The following is a 20168-nucleotide window of genomic DNA, read 5'->3' as shown; positions in this document are numbered from 1 at the left end:
AGTAGGTAGCCGTGAGCACGACCAGCGCTGGGGAATCAGAGACCGACCTCGTCGACCGTGCGGTGCGGGAACTCTCCCGGCGCACGCGCTTTCCCGTGACCTTCGGCGGCCTCATCGACGAGGGCGTGGTGAGCATCACGAGCATCGTCGGAAACCGCACCCATAGCCTGGACGGATTGCGTGTGAGGCCGGAACGCGGCCTCGGCGGTCGGGCGATGATGGAGCTGCGCCCACGGATGACGAGCGACTACCGCTCCTCGCAGCAGATCACCCATGACTATGACGTCTTCGTCCTCGGCGAGGGGCTGAGCACGCTGCTGGCTGTTCCGATCATCGTCGCGGGTCGTCCTCGTGGAGTGCTCTACGCGGGCACCTGGGAGCAGGCTCCCCCCGGCGGGGTGACGACCGCACCGGCCATGCAGGTCGCCCAGTCCGTCGCCGACGAGCTGCGCATCCGCGATGAAGTGGATCGGCGCCTTCGTCTCACCACCGGCGCGCAGCTGGTCGCTCCCTCCCAACGGGAAGAGCTCCGTGAGAGCTTCGCCGAGCTGCGCAGCATCGCGGCCGCCGTGGATGACTCCTCGCTGCGCGCGCGGATCGCAGACGTGCAGAACCGGTTGGTGACCCTGGCCGGTGACAGCCCGACCCCGCGCACGGGTCCGCTGCCGACGGTGCGGCTCTCCCCCCGTGAGACCGACGTGCTCGCGTGCGCGGCGCTCGGCGCCACGAACGCGGAGATCGCCGGCCAGCTCGGTCTCCGTGAGGGCACGGTGAAGGCGTATCTGGGAACGGCGATGTCGAAACTCGACGCCTCGACGAGGCACGCCGCCGTCGCCAAAGCCCGGCGAGCGGGACTTCTGCCCTGATCACCTCTCACGGGTCGGGCCGACTGCACAGTCCCTGATCAGGCGCGTTCGCTATGGTGGAAGCAGATCGGTCCTCCCGATCCCGGACGAGGCAGGCCAGTACCCGGAAAGCGACAAGACTGGTCCGGAGGATCACCATGTCGTGGATCATTCTTATTGCATCCGGTGTCATCGAAGCCGTCTGGGCGACCGCCCTCGGCAAATCCGAAGGCCTGACGAAACTCTGGCCGAGCGTCATCTTCTTCGTCGGCCTCGCCGCATCGATGTTCGGACTCGCCTTCGCAATGCGCGAGATCGCCACCGGAACCGCATACGCCGTCTGGGTCGGAATCGGCGCATCTCTCACCGTAATCTGGGCGATGATCACCGGCGACACCGAAATCTCCTGGATGCGAATCCTGCTTTTGCTCGGACTCGTCGGGTGCATCGTCGGACTGAAGCTGATCGACCCCGGCCACGAATAGGTTTCTTGTCGTAATTCCGGCTGCCGGGTATGGTCAATTCCATGGCAAGAAGAATTGTGCACCAGCTGGTCGACGATATCGACGGAACGGTCCTGGAGGTCGGCGAGGGCGAGACTGTGCATTTCTCACTCAATGGCGCCTCTTACGAGATCGACTTGAATGCGACGCACAGTGAGGAATTGCGCAGCGCCTTGGAGCCGTACATCTCGGCGGGTCGTCGGGCCGGGGGTTCCAGCTCTGCCAGGTCCTCGAGTCCGCGAAAGCGCGCCGGACGCAATCCTGAGGTCAGCGCCATTCGGGCGTGGGCGAAGGCGAACGGTCACACGCTCTCCGAGCGCGGTCGTATTCCGGCGCCTATCGTCGAGGCGTACAACGCCGCACACTGAGACGCGCGCACATCGACGCATCCGCGCGCTGAGCACTTCCGTCGCCCGCCGAGGTGCTGAACACAACCGGTGTTCGTCGCCCTATGGTGTGACGTCCTGAGCCCAGGGCTCGTCACGGATCGTGATCTCGTCCGTCATGTCTCTGAGGAACCGGATGACCACGTCCCGCTCCTCCCCCGTGAGCCGGGCCGCGGCATAGAACCGCTTGGCCTGCTGACGACCGACCGTCTCCATCGCGGCGAGGCGGGTCTCGGGCGTGATCGTGATGGCGAGCGCCCTCCTGTCCGTCGGATGCGGAGCCCGCGCGATGTGCCCTCCCTTCTCCAGCCGGTCGAGCAGCTTCGTCGTCGAAGCCGTCGAGATGGCGAGGTGCTGGGCGATACCTCCTGGCGTCGCGATGACCGCGCGATTCGAACACACGATCAGATAATGCAGCGCGCGCATGTCCGTCTCGTTGAGCTGCATATACCGCCTCGACACACGTGACAATCGCTGCTCCGCTTCGCGCAGCTCGCCGAGAGCACCCATGAGCGCCGCGATCTGCCGCAGCGCCTCCGGCGAAACGCCGGTCCTGTCGATCAGGGTGCTGCGAGGATCGCTGGCGTCCACGTCGTAGATGCTCGAGTGGCTCAGCCCGTCGACGGTGTCCCGATCTCCGGCCGATGAGCCGCGGGGCGCCGGCGACTCGGCATCGGGGATGGCGCCGGACTCGTTCTCCATGGCATCATGCTACACATGAATTGCTACATGCTAAGGTGACTACTTGCTAAGCTAGCTAAATATTCCGAAGGAGAGGATAGCGATGGATGATGTGGTCCTCCTTGCCAACGATGGCTCCACTGTTGGCATCCTTCCGAAGAGCGAGGTCCATTCCGCCGAGACGCCGCTGCACCTCGCCTTCTCGTGCCACGTCAAGGACGCAGACGGACGGCTGCTGGTGACCCGGCGAGCGCTGGGCAAGCGCACCTGGCCGGGAGTATGGACCAACAGCTTCTGCGGACACCCTCGCCCCGGCGAGGAGATGCTGGACGCTGTCCGGCGGCGCGCCCAGGACGAGCTCGGTATCAGCCTGTCATCGATCCGGCTGGTCCTCCCCGACTACCGCTACCGGGCGGTCGATGCGAGCGGCATCGTCGAGAACGAGATCTGTCCCGTACACGTGGCGGTCATCGACGGCGAGCTGTCGCCGAACCCGGACGAGGTCGCCGAGTGGGCGTGGGTGCAGGCAGAGGATCTGGCCGAGGCCCTCGTGCGCGCACCATTCGCCTTCACTCCCTGGCTCAGGGAGCAGTTGCCCCAATTGTCGGGCACGGACCAGACATGAGCGCGACGGCCACGAAGACGCAGAACCAGCACTCCGCGGTCGAGGATGCACTGCGGCGACGTTTCGCGGAACGCAGCAGCGCAGCCGAGGAGTACGGAGAACAGTTCGCGTTGCTCTGGCGCCTCGCCGCGGACCACGTCCTCGGCGGCAAGCTGATCCGTCCGCGGCTGCTCCTCGACGTGCACGGAGCGCTGAGCCCCGACGAGTCTCCCCGGCAGAACGATGTCGCGATCGAGATCGCCGCGAACGTCGAGCTCCTGCATTACGCGTTCCTTCTGCACGACGACGTGATCGACGGCGACCTGACCCGGCGGCACCGGCCCAATCTGATCGGCACTCTGGCCGGCTTCCACACAGAGACCGCCTCCGCGGAGAACGTCGTCCTGCATTGGGCGCGCAGCGGCGCCATATTGATGGGTGACCTGCTGCTGTCGTCCGCGATCCTGGGATTCGCGCGCGCGAAGGTCGCCGAGAGCACGCGTCGGAGGCTTCTCGATCTTCTCGAGCACGCCATCGTCGAAACGGTCGCGGGAGAGCACACAGATGTCGGTTTGAGCGACGGCGTGATCACGCCGGATCTGACGACGATCCTCTCGATGACCGCCTATAAGACGGCGACATACTCGTTCGCTCTCCCGCTCCGCGCGGCCGCCATCCTGGCCGAAACAGATCCATCGGTAGAGATGAGCATGGTCACGATCGGTCGCCACCTCGGCCTCGCCTACCAGCTCCAGGACGACCATCTCTCGATGTTCGGAGACCATGCCGACCACGGCAAGGACCCGTATGCCGACCTTCGCGCCGGCAAGGAGACCGCGATCATCGCCTTCGCGAGGGAGACGGGGGCGTGGACGCGCATCGAGCACGGGTTCGGGCACCCGCAGCTGCCACCAGGGGATGCCGCTCGCATTCGTGAGCATCTGATCGAGTGCGGCGCCGAGGCCTTCACTCGCGGCCTCATCGAGGATCAGCTCGCCGCCGCGCACTCCGTTCTGGAGAACGCTGCAGGGCGCGCGGAGATCCCCGGACCTGCGCGCGAGGCGATCCGGCGCGTCGCAGCGAGCATCAAGGACCGACGCCGATGAGACATGATGACTCTCCCGGAGCCGACACGACCGGTGATGCTCTGGAGCGCTTCACCCATGCCGCGGAGACCGCGGCACGGGACGTGATTCACACGTACTCGACCTCGTTCGGACTCGCCACCAGGCTCCTCGGTTCCCGGCACCGACGTCACGTCCGCAACATCTACGCGATGGTGCGGATCGCGGACGAGATCGTCGACGGCGTCGCCGCTGAGGCGGGGCTGACTCCCCCGGCACTCGAAGCCGCTCTGCGCGATTACCGGACAGAGACCCACCGCGCCATCCGCGACGGCTACAGCAGCGACCTCGTGCTGCACGCGTTCGCTCGTACCGCGCGCGATGCAGGAATCGACGAGGATCTCACCGGTCCGTTCTTCGACTCGATGCAGAGCGACCTGCCCTCCGCAGACGTCGGCTCGACCTTCGCGGCCTACGACGCCTCCGCCCATCAGCGCTACGTCTACGGATCTGCCGAGGTCATCGGCCTGATGTGCCTGAGAGTCTTCCTGCGCGAGGAGGTTCGCGATGCCGCTGCGCTGGAGACGTTGCGCTCCGGCGCACGCCAGCTCGGCGCCGCGTTCCAGAACATCAATTTCCTCCGCGATCTCGCCGATGACACGGAGCGACTCCGCCGCGGTTACCTCACCGGCGTCCGTCGCCTCACCGACGAGGATCGCGACGCGTGGGTGGGCACCATCCGGGAGCAGCTCGATCGAGCGCGCCTCGCCATCCCCCTGCTGCCTCGGGATGCGCGCGCCGCGGTGCGCAGTGCGCTCGCGTTGTTCGCCGCCCTCACCGATCGCATCGAACGCACGCCGGCCGCTGAGCTGTACCACCGCCGCATCCGTGTGCCTGCCGCGCAGAAGGGCCTTCTGGTCGCAGCGGCTGTTCTTCGCACCTGGACGGAGCCCCGTCGATGAGCCGTGTCGTCGTGATCGGAGCCGGCGTCGCCGGACTCGCCACCGCGGGTCTCCTCGCCCGCGACGGACACGAGGTCGTGGTGCTCGAGAAGAGTGCCCAGGTGGGCGGGCGGGCCGGGTCGATCGAGCGTGACGGATTCCGATTCGACACAGGCCCGTCCTGGTACCTGATGCCCCGCGTCTTCGACCACTTCTTCGCCATGATGGGAACGCGTACCGAGCGCGAACTCGGCATGACCATGCTGGATCCCGGCTATCGGGTCTTCAGCGAGCCGTCCGACGACGCGGCGAGTGCCGGCGCGGTGACGATCCCGCGCGGCGCCGAGGCGGTCTCGCGCCTCTTCGAGGACATGGAGGCGGGCGCCGGCGCGTCCCTGCGCAGGTATCTCTCCTCTGCCCGCCACACGAGCGAGATGGCCGAGAAGCATTTTCTCTACAATCCGTTCACCCGGGCGTCCTCCCTCGCCACAGCGGAGATCCTCCGCGCAGTACCTGAGCTCGCGCGACTCCTCCTGACGCGCCTGGATACCTGGGCGGCGCGACGGTTCTCCCATCCTGTGCTCAGGCAGATCCTCGGATACCCGGCGGTCTTCCTCGGAACCCATCCCGGCCAGGCCCCCGCCATGTACCACCTGATGAGCGCGCTCGATCTCGATGAGGGCGTGCAGTACCCCCAGGGCGGATTCTGGACGGTGATCCAGCGACTGGAATCGCTCGCCATCGAAGCGGGGGCGACAGTGCGGACACAGGCCGAAGTGCAGCTCATCGACACCGAACCGGTCGGTCGCCACCGCAGACGCCATCGCGCGACCGGGGTGCACTGGCAGGATGCGCATGGCGACGAGCATGTGGAATCGGCCGACATCGTCGTCTCCTGCGCGGATCTTCATCACACCGAGACCCGGTTGCTGTCCGCACCCCAGCGCAGCTATCCGGAACGCTGGTGGCGCCGGCGGACCAGTGGTCCCGGCGCCGTCCTCGTGATGCTGGGTGTGCGTGGCGGGCTGCCTCAGCTGCCGCATCACTCACTGTTCTTCACCCGCGACTGGACCGCCAATTTCGACGCCATCTTCGGCAGATCGCCGCACGTGCCGTCTCCTGCGTCCATCTACGTCTGTCGACCGAGTGCGACGGATGCCACGGTCGCACCGGCGGACCACGAGAACCTCTTCGTGCTCGTCCCCGTCCCGGCGGATGTCTCCCTCGGCGGCGGCGGGGCCGACGGCGCCGGTGATCGGGCGGTCGAGGCGATCGCCGACGCCGCCATCGATCAGGTCGCCCGCTGGGCGGACATCCCCGACCTCCGAGAGCGCATCGTCGTCCGCCAGACCAAGGGACCAGCCGACTTCGCGCGCGACCACCACTCCTGGCGCGGCGGGATGCTCGGCCCCGCGCATACCTTGCGTCAGAGCGCCATGTTCCGAGCGCAGAATGCGTCCAAGCGGGTGAGTGGCCTGTTCTACGCCGGCGCCACGACGGCGCCGGGCGTCGGCGTTCCGATGTGCTTGATCAGCGCCGAACTCGTGCTCAAACGCGTGCGCGGGGATCACAGCGGCGGCCCTCTTCCCGAGCCGGTGCCGGTCGGGGAACGAAGCGAGGCGCAGCCATGGGCCTGATCTACCTCGCCTTCCTGGTGGGGGCTTCCGGCTGCCTGCTCCTGCTCGACTGGCGATTCCGTCTCTTCTTCTGGCGCGATCCGGTGGCCGCCGCCATCGTCTCTGCGATCGGCGTCGCCTTCTTCCTCGCCTGGGACGTCGCAGGAATCAGTCTCGGCATCTTCTTCCGGGGCGAGGGCGCCATCGCCAGCGGCGTCCTCCTCGCTCCGCACCTTCCTCTCGAGGAACCGGTGTTCCTGTTCTTCCTCGTCCTGTGCGCCATGGTGCTCTACACCGGATCCGTGAAGGTGCTCGCCCGTCGACGGACAGCGACGCGGAACACGACGCGCGGCCGCGGGGACACCCGGTGAGCTACTCGACTCTCGCCCTCTGTTTCCTGGCCGTCGCTGCGACGGCCGGCGCCGCGCTGCCGCTCCTGGCGCGCACGCGGGGACCGTCGATGGCCGCCCTCGTCATCAGCGCTGCAGGGCTCGTTCTGCTCACCGCCGTCTTCGACAGCGCGATGATCGCCGCCGAACTGTTCCACTACGCGCCGACACGGCTACTCGGGCTGCATGTCGGTCTCGCCCCGATCGAGGACTTCGCCTATCCGCTGGCTGCCGTTCTGCTGCTTCCGAGCATCTGGGTCGTGCTCCTCGGGCGGAGATCACGGAGATCGGGGCGGGAACGATGAATCGCGAAGAACCGATGAAGATCGGGAGCGGTCGGAGCATCGCCCAGATCGTGCTGTCCTCACGACCAGTGAGTTGGATCAACACCGCGTTCCCTTTCGGTGCGGCTTATCTCCTGACCACCCGCGAACTGGACGCGACCCTCGTCATCGGTTTCCTCTACTTCCTCGTGCCGTACAACCTCGCCATGTACGGAATCAACGACGTATTCGACTACGCATCCGATGTGGCGAACCCACGCAAGGGCGGCATCGAAGGGGCTCTTCTCGCACCGCGGCTGCATCGCACGACCCTCTGGGCCGCCGCGCTGTCGAACCTTCCGTTTCTGGTGTTCCTCGTCGCTGTTGGGAATCTCGCGTCCACCGCATGGCTCGCGGTCAGCATCTTCGCGGTCATCGCCTACTCCGCGCCGCGGCTGCGCTTCAAGGAGCGCCCCTTCCTGGACTCGGTGACCTCGAGCATCCACTTCGTCAGCCCGGCCGTTTTCGGACTCGCTCTCGCCGAAGCGAAGCCGACCGTGGCCATGGTGACCACGCTTCTCGCGTTCTTCCTCTGGGGCATGGCCGCTCACGCCTTCGGCGCCGTGCAGGACATCGGACCGGATCGCGAAGCGGGGATCCGCTCCGTCGCCACCGTGATCGGCGCCCGCGCCACCGTTCGTCTGGCACTTGCCCTGTGGCTGCTCGCCGGCATCCTGATGCTGACAACGACCTGGCCGGGACCGCTCGCCGCAGCACTGGTGCTGCCGTACCTGCTGAACACCGCACGCTGGTGGAACGTCACCGACGATACCTCCGCCGCCACGAATGTCGCGTGGCGACGGTTCATCGCACTCAACTATGTGGTCGGCTTCCTCGCGACGATGCTCCTGATCCTCGCCTGGTTCTCCTCGTGACCCGATCCCTTCACCCGCTCCCGAAAGGACCGAGATGACGTCCCCCGAATCCGCCCCGCCGATCACCCGTCGAGAGCGGGTCCGCAGCCGTTCCTGGCTGCGTGCGCTCGTTCCGGCGGTGCTGATCCTCGCGTGGCTCGCCGGCGCGTCGTTCGGCGGTCCGCTCTTCGGCAAGATCGATGAGGTCTCCTCCAACGATCGGACCACATACCTGCCCGAGTCCGCCGACGCCACCCAGGTGCAGGAGCTGCTGGGCGACTTCACGGATTCGGATGCGATACCCGCGATCGTGGTGTTCACCGGCGAGACGGCTCTCAGCGAGAGCCAGCTCGAAGCCATCACGGATCTTCTCGCCACGGTCGACGCCCTCGACGGTGTCGGCGACGATGTCTCTCCCGCGCTCCCCTCTGAGGACGGCGAAGCGGTGCAGGCCTTCGTACCGATCTCCTCGGGGTCCGACGTCGGTGATGTCGTCGCCGAGCTCGGGACGACGCTACGCGAATCCGCACCGGCAGGAGTCGACGTCTTCATCACCGGCCCCGCCGGCTTCACGGCGGATCTCGTCGCCGGCTTCGCGGGGATCGACGGCCTGCTCCTCGGGGTCGCCCTCCTCGCCGTGCTTCTGATCCTCGTGCTCGTCTACCGCTCTCTGCTCCTGCCCGTCGTCGTGCTCTCCACGAGCCTGTTCGCGCTCTGCGTGGCGCTGCTGGTCGTCTGGTGGCTGGCGAAGGCGGAGGTGCTGCTGCTCAGCGGACAGACACAGGGCATCCTGTTCATCCTTGTGATCGGCGCAGCCACCGACTACTCGCTGCTGTTCGTCTCGCGCTTCCGTGAGGAACTCCGCAGCACGTCCGACAAGGGTGCCGCGGTCGCCGCGGCCTGGAAGGGCTCGTTCGAGCCGATCGTCGCCTCCGGCGGAACAGTGATCGCCGGTCTGCTGTGCCTGCTGCTCAGCGACCTCAAATCCAACAGCACCCTCGGCCCCGTCGCCGCGATCGGGATCGTCTTCGCGATGCTGTCCGCACTGACGCTGCTGCCCTCACTGCTGCTGCTCTTCGGACGCGCGGCCTTCTGGCCGCGCCGGCCGTCCTTCGAGCCTGACGTCGTTGCCGCCGAGCGTGGGATGCCGTCCACGGGCGTCTGGGCTCGACTGGCCACGGCGATCAGCCGCCGTCCGCGAACGATCTGGGTCGTGACGACGCTCGTGCTCCTGGTCGGGGCGCTCGGAGTGACGCAGCTCAATGCCTCCGGTGTGCCGCAATCGGACCTCGTGCTCGGCTCATCGGAGGCTCGAGACGGTCAGGTGGTGCTCGGGGAGCACTTCCCTGGCGGCTCGGGAAGTCCCGCGTACGTGGTCGCCGATGAGGCCGACCTGCAGGATGCGGCCGAGATCCTCCTTGCGCTCGACGGGGTCGATGCGGTCTCCGTGACCGCATCCGATGCACCGAGCGGTACGGCGGCGGTCACGGACGAGGGAATCACCGCGTTCGGTCCTCCAGGGAGCCCGACCCCGGATCCGACCGTGGTCGACGGCCGGGTGCTGCTTCAGGCGACACTGGCAGACGCCGCGGACTCCGATGCCGCGGCGTCCACGGTGCGCGAGATGCGCGCGGAGCTCGAGGGCCTCGATGCTCTCGTCGGCGGAGTGACCGCCACCGCGGTCGACACCGACGACGCGTCGATACACGATCGGAATCTCATCATTCCCGTCATCCTCGTCGTCATCCTGCTGATCCTGATGGCGCTGCTGCGGTCGATCCTCGCCCCGGTGCTGCTCATCGTCACGACGGTGCTCTCTTTCGGCACGGCGATGGGTGTGTCCGCACTCGTCTTCAACGGGGTGTTCGACTTCTCCGGAGCCGACCCGGCCGTCCCCCTCTTCGGATTCGTGTTCCTCGTCGCGCTGGGGATCGACTACAACATCTTCCTGATGACACGCGTGCGCGAGGAATCCCGTCGCCATGGCACGAGGGAAGGCGTGCTGCGCGGGCTCGCGATCACCGGCGGGGTGATCACTTCGGCAGGGCTGGTGCTCGCCGCGACGTTCGCCGCCCTGTCGGTGATACCGATCCTGTTCCTGGTGCAGCTCGCGTTCATCGTCGCGTTCGGTGTGCTGCTGGACACCTTCATCGTCCGGTCCCTCCTGGTGCCGGCACTCGCCTATGACATCGGGAGGGCCATCTGGTGGCCGTCAAAACTCGGTCGCGGGATCTTTTAGAATGATTCTGCGCCCTCGTAGCTCAGGGGATAGAGCAGCCCTCTCCTAAAGGGCAGGTCGCAGGTTCGAATCCTGTCGAGGGCACCCAAAGCACTTACACGTCACGCAGCGAGTGCGAGGTACGGCTCCCATCGCGGGTCACTTCGCTCCGTACCGCGCACGGTCCAGCCCGTGCCGTGCGGCGGGCGCGGAGTGATCCGCAACTCCCAGCGCATCTCCTGCGGCGTCCGGTCGCTCTTGACGTTGTTGCAGCGCAGGCAGCAGGCGACGAGGTTCTCCCAGGAGTCCGCGCCCCCGCGCGAGCGGGGCAGCACGTGGTCAATGGTGGACGCCGCCTTGCCGCAGTACCCGCAGCGATTGTTGTCGCGCCGCAGCACCCCGCGGCGTGTCACCGGAACGCGGCGGCTCTTCGGAACACGCACGTAGCGGGAGAGGATGATCACCGCAGGACGTTCGTATCTTCCGCGGGCGGCCCAGACCGGATCGTCCTCGACGCGCTCGATCACCGTCGCCTTGTCATTCATCACGAGAACCAATGCTCGTTTGAATGACACGATCGCGAGCGGTTCGTATCCGGCGTTCAAGACAAGTGTGCGCATCGTCATCCTCTCGATCCGCCGGGACGGCTTCCCGGCACTCTCGACTCACATGAGGTCGAACAGGCGGCAGAGGGTTTGCAGAGACGAAAAAAGGCGCCGTCTCAGAGACAGCGCCTTTCGCGCACGGCAACGCCGTGGCATCCCTGCGGACGATGCCGAAGAACGTAACGGCCGAGGGCATCCATGGTTCGGATGCTCGGTATTCGCTCCATCAGCTTCTCCCGTCTGTACGACAACGGGTTCAGGCTAACTCATTCACGCGCACAGCGGGCGAAACAGCAGGTGAACGGCCGAAGGTGTGTCCGCCTCGGGTCCGTTCCACCGACGAGAAGGATCAGCCGGCGTTGGCGGCCAGCCAGGAGTACGGCTCGAGGATGCTGCCGCCGATGCGCACCTCGAAGTGGAGGTGGTTCGCCGTCGAGCTGCCGGTGCTGCCGACCGCTCCGATGAGCTGACCCGCCTCGACGGTCTGTCCGGCCTGCACCTGGCGCGTGCCGTACGTCATGTGCGCGTAGGTCGTCGAGACACGCTGTCCGGCGATGACGTGGTCGATCACGATGGCGACACCGTAGCCGTAGTAGCTCTCGGACGAGACCCGCACGACACCGGCCGCAGCCGCGTAGATCGGGGTGCCCGCAGGGGCCAGCATGTCTGCACCGTCGTGGCCGCCACTGTCGGGGCCGACCGTCGTGCGTCCCTGGGTGTACGAACCCTGGGGCAGCGGATAGCGGACCTCACCGGAGCCGGGAGAGACGAGCGCATAGCCCGCGGTGTTGAAGGCAGTTCCGGCGGTCGAGGCGGCAGCGGCGGCGCGGGCTGCGGCAGCCTCTTCCGCCTTCTTCTTCTCGATCTCATCGGGCGTGGTAGCCGTGAAGGTACCGCGGCTGAGCGGGGCTGCGGTCGCCTGCGAAGCGACGACGAGCGACTGCGCATCGGCCTCGGCGAGCTGCTGGATCGTCGTTCCGGCCTCGGCGGGCTTGCTCGCCGCATAGGCGGGCAGCGCGATGACGGCGACAAGGGCGCCTACGGCACCGAAGATGGCGATCGACCGCAGAGGACCTGCGGCCTTGTGGGTACGCGCTCGCGCTGGTGAGCGTCGAGCAGGTGTTCGGTCTTCGGTTGTGTTCGTGGGCGATTCGATGTCTGCGGCCAAAAGTGGGTCCTCCTGCGCCTGCGCGCTTCGGGTAGCGCTGGCTCGTCGGCACTCTGCTTCTCGTGCACGGATGTAGCTCGGGTACTTTGTGCGACTTAACCGGAAAGACGACGAGCCTGGAAGGCAATCTTCACGGTCATCGTCTGCGGGCTTCTCGCTGACGACCTGTCCGAGGTTACCGGAAGATAACGATCGTGTCACCCTGCGAACCTGGCAATCCTCGGAGAGGGCTCCGGATTCGCCGCGCGAAGCACCGGCCGCGCGGGTCAGACCGGCTCAGCCACCAGGAAGATATGAGAGGCCAGCTCGACCGGAAGCTCGAGCCCTTCGCCGTTGCCGTCCATCTGGATCAGGACGTAGCCCTCGTTATAGCGGTAGTCGCCATGCGCACCGGGAACGACTCCGGCGTCACGGAGTTGCTGCAGCAACTCCGGATCGACCTGCGCAGGCTCGGCAAGGCGCCGGACGGTGCCGTCGATCGGCGCTCCGGCGGTGTTCAGCTTCTGCACAAGACCGATGACGCCCTCATCGAACGTGCGCGCGGGGAGGTCGCCGAGCTGATCGAGTCCGGGGATCGGGTTGCCGTAGGGCGACTCGGTGGGGTGACCGAGGAGCTCGACCAGGCGACGCTCGACCTGCTCGCTCATGACGTGTTCCCAGCGGCAGGCCTCTTCGTGCACGAACGCCCAATCCAGTCCGATCACATCGGAGAGCAGTCGCTCGGCCAGGCGGTGCTTGCGCATCACGTTGACCGCCTTCGACCGGCCGGCGTCTGTGAGTTCGAGGGTCCGATCCTCGGAGACGACGACGAGGCCATCGCGCTCCATCCGGCCGACGGTCTGCGAGACCGTGGGGCCGGAGTGCCCGAGGCGCTCGGAGATGCGCGCACGCAGGGGCACGATGTTCTCCTCCTCGAGTTCGAGGATGGTGCGGAGGTACATCTCCGTGGTGTCGATCAGGTCGGTCATGTCTGGCCCTCCGAGAGTTCTTAGGTAAGCCTACATTCCTGCGCCGACATCGGATCCGGGGCTCGTGAAACGACGTCACTCCGAAGCCATAGAATCGAGCTATGGCGATCGAGATCCCCCGAGAACTCCTGCCCGCTGACGGCCGATTCGGCTGCGGGCCCTCGAAGGTGCGCCCCGCGCAGCTCGAGGCGCTCCTCGCGGCCGGTCCGAGCCTGCTGGGCACTTCGCACCGCCAGGCCCCGGTGAAGAACCTCGTCGGCAGTGTGCGCGAGCGGCTGTCCACCCTCTTCCGCCTCCCCGAGGGCTACGAGATCCTCGTCGGCAACGGCGGCTCGACGGCCTTCTGGGATGCCGCCGCCTTCGGTCTCGTCGAGCGCCGCAGCCAGAACCTCGTCTTCGGCGAATTCGGCGGCAAGTTCGCCGCCGCCGCCGGAGCGCCGTGGCTCGAAGCTCCGGACGTGCGCAAGGCCGAGCCCGGTTCGCGCGCTGCTGCCGAGATCGTCTCCGGCATCGACGTCTACGCGTGGCCGCACAATGAGACCTCCACCGGTGTCGCAGCACCCATCGAACGTGTGCTCGCAGACGGCGCCCTGACGGTCATCGACGCGACGAGCGCGGCCGGAGGCATCGACTTCGACGTCACCCAGGCCGATGTCTACTATTTCGCCCCGCAGAAGAACCTCGGCTCGGACGGCGGGCTGTGGTTCGCCGCGGTCTCGCCCGCAGCGATCGAGCGGATCGAGCGGATCGCTGCATCTGATCGCTACATCCCGGAGTTCCTGAGCCTGAAGAACGCCGTCGACAACTCCCGGCTCAACCAGACGCTGAACACGCCGGCACTGACGACCCTGCACCTGCTGGACAGCCAGCTCGGCTGGATCCTCGAGAACGGCGGGTTGGCGTGGGCGGCCGCCCGCACCGCGGAATCGTCGGGAGTGCTGTACGACTGGGCCGAAGCATCCGCCGTCGCGACCCCCTTCGTCACCGACCCCGAGCACCGCTCCCCCGTCGTCGTCACGATCGACTTCGACGAAAGCGTGGATGCCGCGGCCGTCGCGAAGACACTGCGTGCGAACGGCATCGTCGACACCGAGCCGTACCGCAAGCTCGGACGCAACCAGCTGCGCGTCGCGACGTTCGTCTCGATCGAGCCCGAAGACGTGCGTCAGCTGACCCGCGCGCTCGACTACGTGCTGGCGAACTCCGGATCCTGAACCCCCGGTTCGCCGGAACGTCTTCTCGCCGTCAGGCGAGGATCGGCGTCATCACCGAGCGGACGCGCTATTCCTCTTCGTCGTCGGAGTCGTTCTCGTCGTCGGAGTCGTCATCATCGTCGGAGTCGTCGTCGAAATCGACCGCCGACTCATCCAGTTCGTCGATGTCGACGCCGTCGAGGTCTCCGGCGTGCAGGATGTCTGCTTCCTGATCCTCATCGTCGAGCTCATCGTCTTCATCGAGCTCATCGTCGTCGAGATCATCGGCGTCGTCGTCGAAGACATCGGCGTCGTCGTCAAGATCGGGCGCATCGGCAGCCGCGGCAGCCGCCTGCTCGGCGAGTTCGACCTGGTGGGCGCGGTACTCGGCGAGTCGCTCGACCCAGGGCACCCATTCCGGTGCGAGAAGCGCGCCGTCACCGGGAAGGAGTTCGATCTCGAGGACCGTCGGCTCCTCGTCGTCGACGCGAGCGACCGTGACCGTCCAGTGCCAACCCGGATACCCGGGGAGCCGGTTCTCGAAGCGCAACGAGACCGAACCGTCGTCTTCCAGGAGGTAGCCGGCCGCGGGGCCGATCGTCGTCGCCGGAGTGATCTCGCGCAGGGCTTCCAGCGCGAGATCGTGAGCGCCGACGAGACGCGCGTCGGCGTCAGGCTTCGAGGTCATCGGCTACCTTGCGCAGAACGGCCGCGATCTTGCGGCTGTGGCCGGAGGAAGGATAACGACCGCGACGCAGGTCGCCGCCCATCTCGTCGAGGAGCTTCACGAGGTCCTCGACGATGATCGCCATGTCGTCAGCAGGCTTGCGCTGCGCCTTCGCCAGACTCGGCGGCGCCTCGAGGACGCGCACCGAGAGCGCCTGCAGACCGCGCTTGCCGTCGGCCACGCCGAACTCCACGCGGGCACCCGCCTTCACGGCAGCGCCAGCGGGAAGGGCGGAGGCGTGCAGGAACACGTCCTGGCCGTCATCGCTGGCGATGAAGCCGAAACCCTTGTCGTCGTCGTAGAACCTGACCTTGCCGGTGGGCATGGAAGAACCTCGCTATAGAAATCGAACAGAAGGCGCGCCGAGACGCATCCACCCTCAGCCTACCGGTCACGGCGGAACCCAGCACCGCAGTGCAGGTAGGCTGAGGAAGATGAGCACGCACAGTTCCGGACCGGATGTTCCGGTCCGTCAGGTCGACCGGATCCTGGCGTTCAGCGCGCTCGGGCTTGCCGCCGCATCCGTGCTCTGCTTCTTCGCGATCATCATCGGCAGCGCCGTCGGCATGGATCAGGCCGCGTTCGGCGAAGGCCTCTGGCCGCTCGTCGCCGGCATCCCGCTCTGGGGTCTTCCGGTCGCCTTCGTGATGATCATCGCGCTGCTCGTGATGAGCTTCATACGCAAGGGACGCGCGGCTTCGCGGTCCTGAGGCACTCCATATGAGCACTCACGCGCGCCCGCTTGCTGATTGGCTGGCCGCGGCGAGCGATGCGGAGCTTGCTGATCTCTTCGCCGCGCGCGGCATCCGAGCGGATGCTCCATGGCATGACTTCTTCGACGCCGCCGAGGCGCTGCTCGAACCCGCGTCACTGGCGCGGATGCTGCCTCAGCTGACCCTGCGCGAGGCCATCGGGCTGCGGAGTGCGGCCGACGGTGTCGACGCCGGCCCGGAGCGCGCTGGGTTGACGGCACTGGCGCTGCTCCGTCCGGACGGGACTCCGTATCCGCCTGTTCTCGCGGTCGTCGCGGGCCTGCGGATCCCCACGGACGCCGGCGGAGATCCGCCGACACCGGCTTCGGCCGAGAATGCCGCGCATGCGGCCGAGCGCGCGTTCACTACGGTCACCTCGCTGGCCGATCTGCTGCTCCACGCGCGAGAGACCCCTCTGGCGCTGCTCGCCACCGGCGGGATCAGCGCCGGCGAGAAGCGTCTGCTGGCGGAAGCCGGGGTGCCTGCGGAGTCCATCGATGCCCTGCTGGGGATCGCCGTCGACGCAGATCTGGTCCGCGCCGACGGGCGAAAGCTCCGTGTCTCCGCGGATACCGAGCATTGGCTGCACGCCGGCGTCGGCGACCGCTGGGGACGCCTGGCGATGGGGTTCCTCCGCGCGCTGCCGCGCGGGCTCCGCCGGGATGCCGCCGGTTGGCCCGATCTCTCCGTCTGGCCGAACGCGCATCCGTGGGATCCGACCTGGCCCGATCGCTGCGCGGTACTGCTCGAGCGCGCCCGGCTCCTCGGCCTGATCGCCGACGACGGCAGCGAACCCGAATGGACCGTACCGCTGCGCGAACGCGGAGAGGTCGACGCCGAGGCGTTGACCGGCGTGCTCCCCGCCGAGGTCGACCGCATCTTCCTGCAGAACGATCTCAGCGCGATCGCCCCCGGCCCGCTCGCGCCCGCACTCGACGTGCGCCTGCGCACGATCGCTGCCAGAGAATCGGCGGCGCAGGCGTCGTCGTACCGTTTCACCGTCGAATCGATCGCTCATGCGCTGGCCTCCGGCGAGACCGAGGATTCGATCCTCGAGTTCCTCGGATCGCTCTCGCTCACCGGTATCCCGCAGCCTCTGAGCTATCTCATCGTGCAGACCGCTCAGCGCCACGGCCTGGTGCGAGTATCGGCCGATGCCGCAACCGGGCGCACGCGCATCGACAGCGTCGACGGTCATCTGATCGACGCGATGGCCGTCGACCAGACCCTGCGACCCCTGGCTCTCAGCAGGGTCGGCGCATCTCTGGCCTCTCGCGTCGGGCGCGACACCGTCTACTGGGCCCTCACGGACGCCCGCTACCCCGCGACGCTCGTCGGCGCGGACGGGACCGTCCTGACGGCCGACAGGCATCCGGCGACGACGGGACCCGTCGCCGTCATCGCGGATTATTCGCCGCTGCTTGCTCGATTGCGAGCGCAGCAGGGACCGGATGCCGACGCCGCCTGGCTCGACCGAGAGCTGGAGGCGGCCGTCCGCGCCAAGGCCGTCCTGCAGGTGACCGTCGGCATGCCCGACGGGTCGACACGGGACCTGCTGTTGGAAGCCACCGGACTGGGCGGCGGACGCCTGCGCGGACGCGACCGTGCCGCCGATGTCGAGCGGACGTTGCCGGTCTCCAGCATCCGCGCGGCTTTCGTCGTCGAGCAGTGAACCACCCGTCGAGTGCAGGGCCGACCCCGTGACTCGAAGCCGCGATAGACTGGTCAGCTATGTCTGATGGCCCCCTGATCGTCCAGAGCGATCGCACCGTGCTTCTCGAAGTCGCCCACGCCGAGGCCGAGAGCGCCCGCCACGAACTGGCGATCTTCGCCGAGCTCGAGCGTGCCCCCGAGCACATCCACACATATCGCATCACCCGCCTCGGCCTGTGGAATGCCCGCGCTGCCGGTCACACCGCCGAGGACATGCTGGAGACGCTCGACCGCTGGTCCCGCTTCCCCGTGCCGCCGTCGGTGGCCGTCGACCTCCGCGAGACCGTCAACCGATACGGGCGGCTCGTCATCGAGCGCGACGAGGAGGGCACGCTCATCCTGCGCTCCTCCGACCCGGCCGTGCTCACCCAGATCGCGAACAACAGGCGCATCCAGCCGCTGCTGATCGGACATCCGACCCCGGACACCTTCGTCGTCGACGCGTGGGCGCGCGGCCAGATCAAGCAGGAGCTTCTGAAGATCGGCTGGCCGGCCGAGGACCTTGCGGGATACACGCCGGGGACACCGCATCCGATCGAGCTCACCGAAGACGGGTGGCAGATCCGCCCGTACCAGCAGGATGCGGTCGATGCGTTCAGCAAGGACGGCTCGGGGGTCGTGGTGCTCCCCTGCGGCGCCGGCAAGACGATCGTCGGCGCCGGTGCGATGGCCGCGACGAAGACCACCACGCTCATCCTGGTCACCAACACCGTCTCAGCGCGTCAGTGGCGCGACGAGCTGCTCAAGCGCACGAGCCTCACCCCTGAAGAAATCGGTGAGTATTCCGGCCAGGCCAAAGAGGTCAAGCCGGTCACGATTGCGACGTACCAGATCCTCACGGCGAAGCGGAAGGGCGAGTACGCCCACCTCGCACTTCTGGATGCCCTGGACTGGGGTCTCATCGTGTACGACGAGGTGCATCTGCTGCCGGCCCCGGTCTTCAAGCTCACCGCCGACCTGCAGGCCCGCCGCCGGGTCGGCCTCACGGCGACCCTGGTGCGCGAGGACGGCCGCGAGGGCGATGTCTTCAGCCTGATCGGGCCGAAGCGATTCGATGCCCCGTGGAAGCAGATCGAGGCCCAGGGGTTCATCTCCCCCGCGGCCTGCTACGAGGTGCGAGTCGACCTTCCGCCGAGCGACCGCCTGGAGTACGCGGCCGCAACCGACGACGAGCGCTATCGGCTCGCGGCATCGGCCCCGGCGAAGATCGATGCCGTGAAGGAACTGATCGCGAAGCATCCCGGCGAGCGCATCCTCGTGATCGGGCAGTACCTGGATCAGCTGGAGACGCTCTCCGAATCACTGAACGCCCCGTCGATCACCGGCGCGACCCCGATCGACGAGCGCGAGGAACTGTACCGTCAGTTCCGCGAGGGCGAGATCTCGCTGCTCGTGGTGTCGAAGGTCGCGAACTTCTCGATCGATCTGCCGGAGGCGTCCGTCGCCATCCAGGTGTCCGGTTCATTCGGATCCCGCCAGGAGGAGGCCCAGCGCCTCGGTCGCCTGCTGCGCCCGAAGCAGTCGGGACACACCGCGAGCTTCTACACGCTGGTGGCCAGGGACACGATCGATCAGGACTACGCGCAGAACCGTCAGAGGTTCCTCGCCGAGCAGGGCTACAGCTACACGATCATGGATGCGGACGCGCTGGCGGCCTGATCAGGCCGCTCTGTCCGCGCGCTCGAACCAGTCCAACGCGAGTTCGGAGATCTCGGCCGGAGCGTCGTCGGTAACGAAGTGGGCCGCGTCTTCGACAAAGGCGAGTTCGAAGTGCTCGGCGCGCCGTTCGTGGTCACGGCAGATCCTGCGGACGAGCGTCTCGGTGAACGGACCGTCGTGCCGCCCGAACACGGCGAGCGTCGGCGGCTGCAACCGCATTCTCTTGTACGTGCCCCGCGCGAGGCGGAGCACCTCGGGAATGATCATTCCGCGGTACAGCGCCCGCACGGCGCGGCTCACCTCAGGCCGCTGCTGCACGCGCAGGTAGGCGTCGACGGTGGCGCCGCTCATCGGGTGCGCGACGTATCGGGGACCGAACAGCCAGCCCAGCGACTGGCCCTCGCGGTGCATGAGCATCCGCGGCATGTGCGCGAACGCGGGCAGGAGCCGGGGTGTGAACGCCATGAACCCCGGTGGCACCGCGATCTGCACAGCTGTGCGCACCCGCTCGGGGTGCGCGTAAGCGAACTGACCTGCGACGACCGCGCCCAGGTCGTGGCTGATCAGGTGGGCCCTTTCGATCCCCAGGGCGTCGAGCAGCGACTCCAGGTCGTGCCGGATAGAGTCGCGCTCGAAACCGGGGTCGTCGGCCTCGGACCACCCGGAACCACGCAGATCGGGACAGATCACGCGGTACCCCCGAGCGGCGATCGTCGGGGCGATCAGCCGCCATTGCCACCAGTGCTGCGGGAAACCGTGCAGCAGCACGACGGCGTCTCCTTCGCCGATGGCGGCGACGTGCGTGCGCAGCCCCGGCGTCTCGACCACCGTATGCGTGAACCCGTCCGCGTCGGGCAACGGGGGCGACCACGTCCCTCGGAGGGATCCCTGCGGGAATGCCGGTGTGTCCATGACGAGACCTCCGCGTCTGCACGTCCGGGTCGGTTCGGCCCTGAGCA

At 67.4% G+C, this 20168-nt stretch carries 22 protein-coding genes, 1 tRNA gene and 1 riboswitch; of the genes, 16 read left to right on the top strand and 7 right to left on the bottom strand.

What is annotated here, in order from left to right; genetic code table 11:
* The first annotated feature begins 11 nt into the window (after positions 1–11).
* From MRBLWO13_RS10685 to MRBLWO13_RS10675, 3 genes are all read left to right on the top strand, one after another.
* Positions 12–866 (top strand): LuxR C-terminal-related transcriptional regulator, encoded by an 855-nt coding sequence (locus MRBLWO13_RS10685; RefSeq protein ID WP_341973963.1) that lies wholly within the window; start codon positions 12–14, stop codon positions 864–866.
* Between the two features lie 62 nt (positions 867–928).
* Positions 929–994: riboswitch (guanidine-III (ykkC-III) riboswitch) on the top strand.
* Between the two features lie 9 nt (positions 995–1003).
* Entirely contained in the window at positions 1004–1330 is a 327-nt protein-coding gene (locus MRBLWO13_RS10680; protein ID WP_341973962.1) for a multidrug efflux SMR transporter, read from the top strand.
* 41 nt (positions 1331–1371) lie between these two features.
* Positions 1372–1716 (top strand): Lsr2 family protein, encoded by a 345-nt coding sequence (locus MRBLWO13_RS10675; protein ID WP_341973961.1) that lies wholly within the window; start codon positions 1372–1374, stop codon positions 1714–1716.
* A gap of 81 nt (positions 1717–1797) precedes the next feature.
* On the opposite strand, the gene MRBLWO13_RS10670 is transcribed toward MRBLWO13_RS10675, so the two are convergent.
* Positions 1798–2436: a MarR family transcriptional regulator gene (locus MRBLWO13_RS10670; RefSeq protein ID WP_341973960.1), complete on the bottom strand. Its 639-nt coding sequence runs from the start codon at positions 2434–2436 to the stop codon at positions 1798–1800.
* Between the two features lie 82 nt (positions 2437–2518).
* On the opposite strand from MRBLWO13_RS10670, the gene idi reads away from it, so the two are divergent.
* The 9 genes from idi to MRBLWO13_RS10625 all read left to right on the top strand — a co-directional run bounded on the left by idi (position 2519) and on the right by MRBLWO13_RS10625 (position 10529).
* Positions 2519–3040: an isopentenyl-diphosphate Delta-isomerase gene (gene idi, locus MRBLWO13_RS10665; RefSeq protein WP_341973958.1), complete on the top strand. Its 522-nt coding sequence runs from the start codon at positions 2519–2521 to the stop codon at positions 3038–3040.
* A complete protein-coding gene (locus tag MRBLWO13_RS10660; RefSeq protein WP_341973957.1) occupies positions 3037–4125 on the top strand; it encodes a polyprenyl synthetase family protein in 1089 nt (362 codons plus the stop codon). Before idi ends, MRBLWO13_RS10660 begins: the two co-directional genes overlap by 4 nt.
* A complete protein-coding gene (locus MRBLWO13_RS10655) occupies positions 4122–5045 on the top strand; it encodes a squalene/phytoene synthase family protein (RefSeq protein WP_341973955.1) in 924 nt (307 codons plus the stop codon). Before MRBLWO13_RS10660 ends, MRBLWO13_RS10655 begins: the two co-directional genes overlap by 4 nt.
* Positions 5042–6661, top strand: coding sequence for a phytoene desaturase family protein (crtI, locus tag MRBLWO13_RS10650; protein ID WP_341973954.1), 1620 nt, complete (start codon positions 5042–5044; stop codon positions 6659–6661). The genes MRBLWO13_RS10655 and crtI overlap by 4 nt, the downstream gene beginning before the upstream one ends.
* Positions 6652–7011, top strand: a complete 360-nt coding sequence (locus tag MRBLWO13_RS10645) for a lycopene cyclase domain-containing protein (RefSeq protein WP_341973953.1) — start codon at positions 6652–6654, stop codon at positions 7009–7011. The genes crtI and MRBLWO13_RS10645 overlap by 10 nt, the downstream gene beginning before the upstream one ends.
* The gene (locus MRBLWO13_RS10640) at positions 7008–7334 is read left to right on the top strand and encodes a lycopene cyclase domain-containing protein (RefSeq protein ID WP_341973952.1); all 327 of its coding nucleotides are present in this window, start codon (positions 7008–7010) and stop codon (positions 7332–7334) included. Before MRBLWO13_RS10645 ends, MRBLWO13_RS10640 begins: the two co-directional genes overlap by 4 nt.
* Positions 7331–8227 (top strand): prenyltransferase, encoded by an 897-nt coding sequence (locus tag MRBLWO13_RS10635; RefSeq protein ID WP_341973951.1) that lies wholly within the window; start codon positions 7331–7333, stop codon positions 8225–8227. The genes MRBLWO13_RS10640 and MRBLWO13_RS10635 overlap by 4 nt, the downstream gene beginning before the upstream one ends.
* Positions 8228–8261: 34 nt before the next feature.
* Positions 8262–10445 (top strand): MMPL family transporter, encoded by a 2184-nt coding sequence (locus MRBLWO13_RS10630; protein WP_341973950.1) that lies wholly within the window; start codon positions 8262–8264, stop codon positions 10443–10445.
* Positions 10446–10456: 11 nt separating this feature from the next.
* Positions 10457–10529 (top strand) — tRNA-Arg (locus MRBLWO13_RS10625).
* Between the two features lie 17 nt (positions 10530–10546).
* Here the strand turns inward: MRBLWO13_RS10625 and MRBLWO13_RS10620 are convergent.
* The 3 genes from MRBLWO13_RS10620 to MRBLWO13_RS10610 all read right to left on the bottom strand — a co-directional run bounded on the left by MRBLWO13_RS10620 (position 10547) and on the right by MRBLWO13_RS10610 (position 13165).
* On the bottom strand, positions 10547–11044 hold the full coding sequence (locus MRBLWO13_RS10620) for an HNH endonuclease (protein WP_341973949.1): 498 nt from the start codon (positions 11042–11044) through the stop codon (positions 10547–10549).
* A 334-nt stretch (positions 11045–11378) separates the two neighbouring features.
* Positions 11379–12197: a M23 family metallopeptidase gene (locus tag MRBLWO13_RS10615; protein ID WP_341973948.1), complete on the bottom strand. Its 819-nt coding sequence runs from the start codon at positions 12195–12197 to the stop codon at positions 11379–11381.
* Positions 12198–12463: 266 nt separating this feature from the next.
* The gene (locus tag MRBLWO13_RS10610; RefSeq protein ID WP_341973946.1) at positions 12464–13165 is read right to left on the bottom strand and encodes a metal-dependent transcriptional regulator; all 702 of its coding nucleotides are present in this window, start codon (positions 13163–13165) and stop codon (positions 12464–12466) included.
* A 101-nt stretch (positions 13166–13266) separates the two neighbouring features.
* Between MRBLWO13_RS10610 and serC the strand changes: the two genes are divergently transcribed.
* Positions 13267–14379, top strand: coding sequence for a phosphoserine transaminase (gene serC, locus MRBLWO13_RS10605; protein ID WP_341973944.1), 1113 nt, complete (start codon positions 13267–13269; stop codon positions 14377–14379).
* A 67-nt stretch (positions 14380–14446) separates the two neighbouring features.
* Here the strand turns inward: serC and MRBLWO13_RS10600 are convergent, their stop codons facing one another.
* Together MRBLWO13_RS10600 and MRBLWO13_RS10595 are read right to left on the bottom strand one after the other, a co-directional pair.
* Complete coding sequence (locus MRBLWO13_RS10600; RefSeq protein WP_341973943.1) at positions 14447–15046, bottom strand: DUF3027 domain-containing protein; 600 nt, start codon at positions 15044–15046, stop codon at positions 14447–14449.
* Positions 15030–15410: a cold shock domain-containing protein gene (locus MRBLWO13_RS10595; RefSeq protein ID WP_341973942.1), complete on the bottom strand. Its 381-nt coding sequence runs from the start codon at positions 15408–15410 to the stop codon at positions 15030–15032. The genes MRBLWO13_RS10600 and MRBLWO13_RS10595 overlap by 17 nt, the downstream gene beginning before the upstream one ends.
* 109 nt (positions 15411–15519) lie before the next feature.
* Here MRBLWO13_RS10595 and MRBLWO13_RS10590 point away from each other — a divergent pair, with 109 nt between their 5' ends.
* The 3 genes from MRBLWO13_RS10590 to MRBLWO13_RS10580 are packed head-to-tail and all read left to right on the top strand — an operon-like array spanning position 15520 to position 19209.
* On the top strand, positions 15520–15795 hold the full coding sequence (locus MRBLWO13_RS10590) for a multidrug ABC transporter ATPase (protein ID WP_341973941.1): 276 nt from the start codon (positions 15520–15522) through the stop codon (positions 15793–15795).
* A 10-nt stretch (positions 15796–15805) separates the two neighbouring features.
* Entirely contained in the window at positions 15806–17509 is a 1704-nt protein-coding gene (locus MRBLWO13_RS10585; RefSeq protein WP_341973939.1) for a helicase-associated domain-containing protein, read from the top strand.
* A gap of 59 nt (positions 17510–17568) precedes the next feature.
* On the top strand, positions 17569–19209 hold the full coding sequence (locus MRBLWO13_RS10580) for a DNA repair helicase XPB (protein ID WP_341973938.1): 1641 nt from the start codon (positions 17569–17571) through the stop codon (positions 19207–19209).
* Here MRBLWO13_RS10580 and MRBLWO13_RS10575 read toward each other — a convergent pair whose 3' ends face one another.
* Complete coding sequence (locus tag MRBLWO13_RS10575; protein ID WP_341973937.1) at positions 19210–20121, bottom strand: alpha/beta hydrolase; 912 nt, start codon at positions 20119–20121, stop codon at positions 19210–19212. It lies immediately after the preceding gene.
* Positions 20122–20168: the final 47 nt, after the last annotated feature.

This window comes from Microbacterium sp. LWO13-1.2 (assembly GCF_038397725.1).
GTDB lineage: Bacteria > Actinomycetota > Actinomycetes > Actinomycetales > Microbacteriaceae > Microbacterium.
The sequence above is the reverse complement of the archived record's forward strand: the minus strand, read 5'-3'. Positions and strand labels throughout refer to the sequence as shown.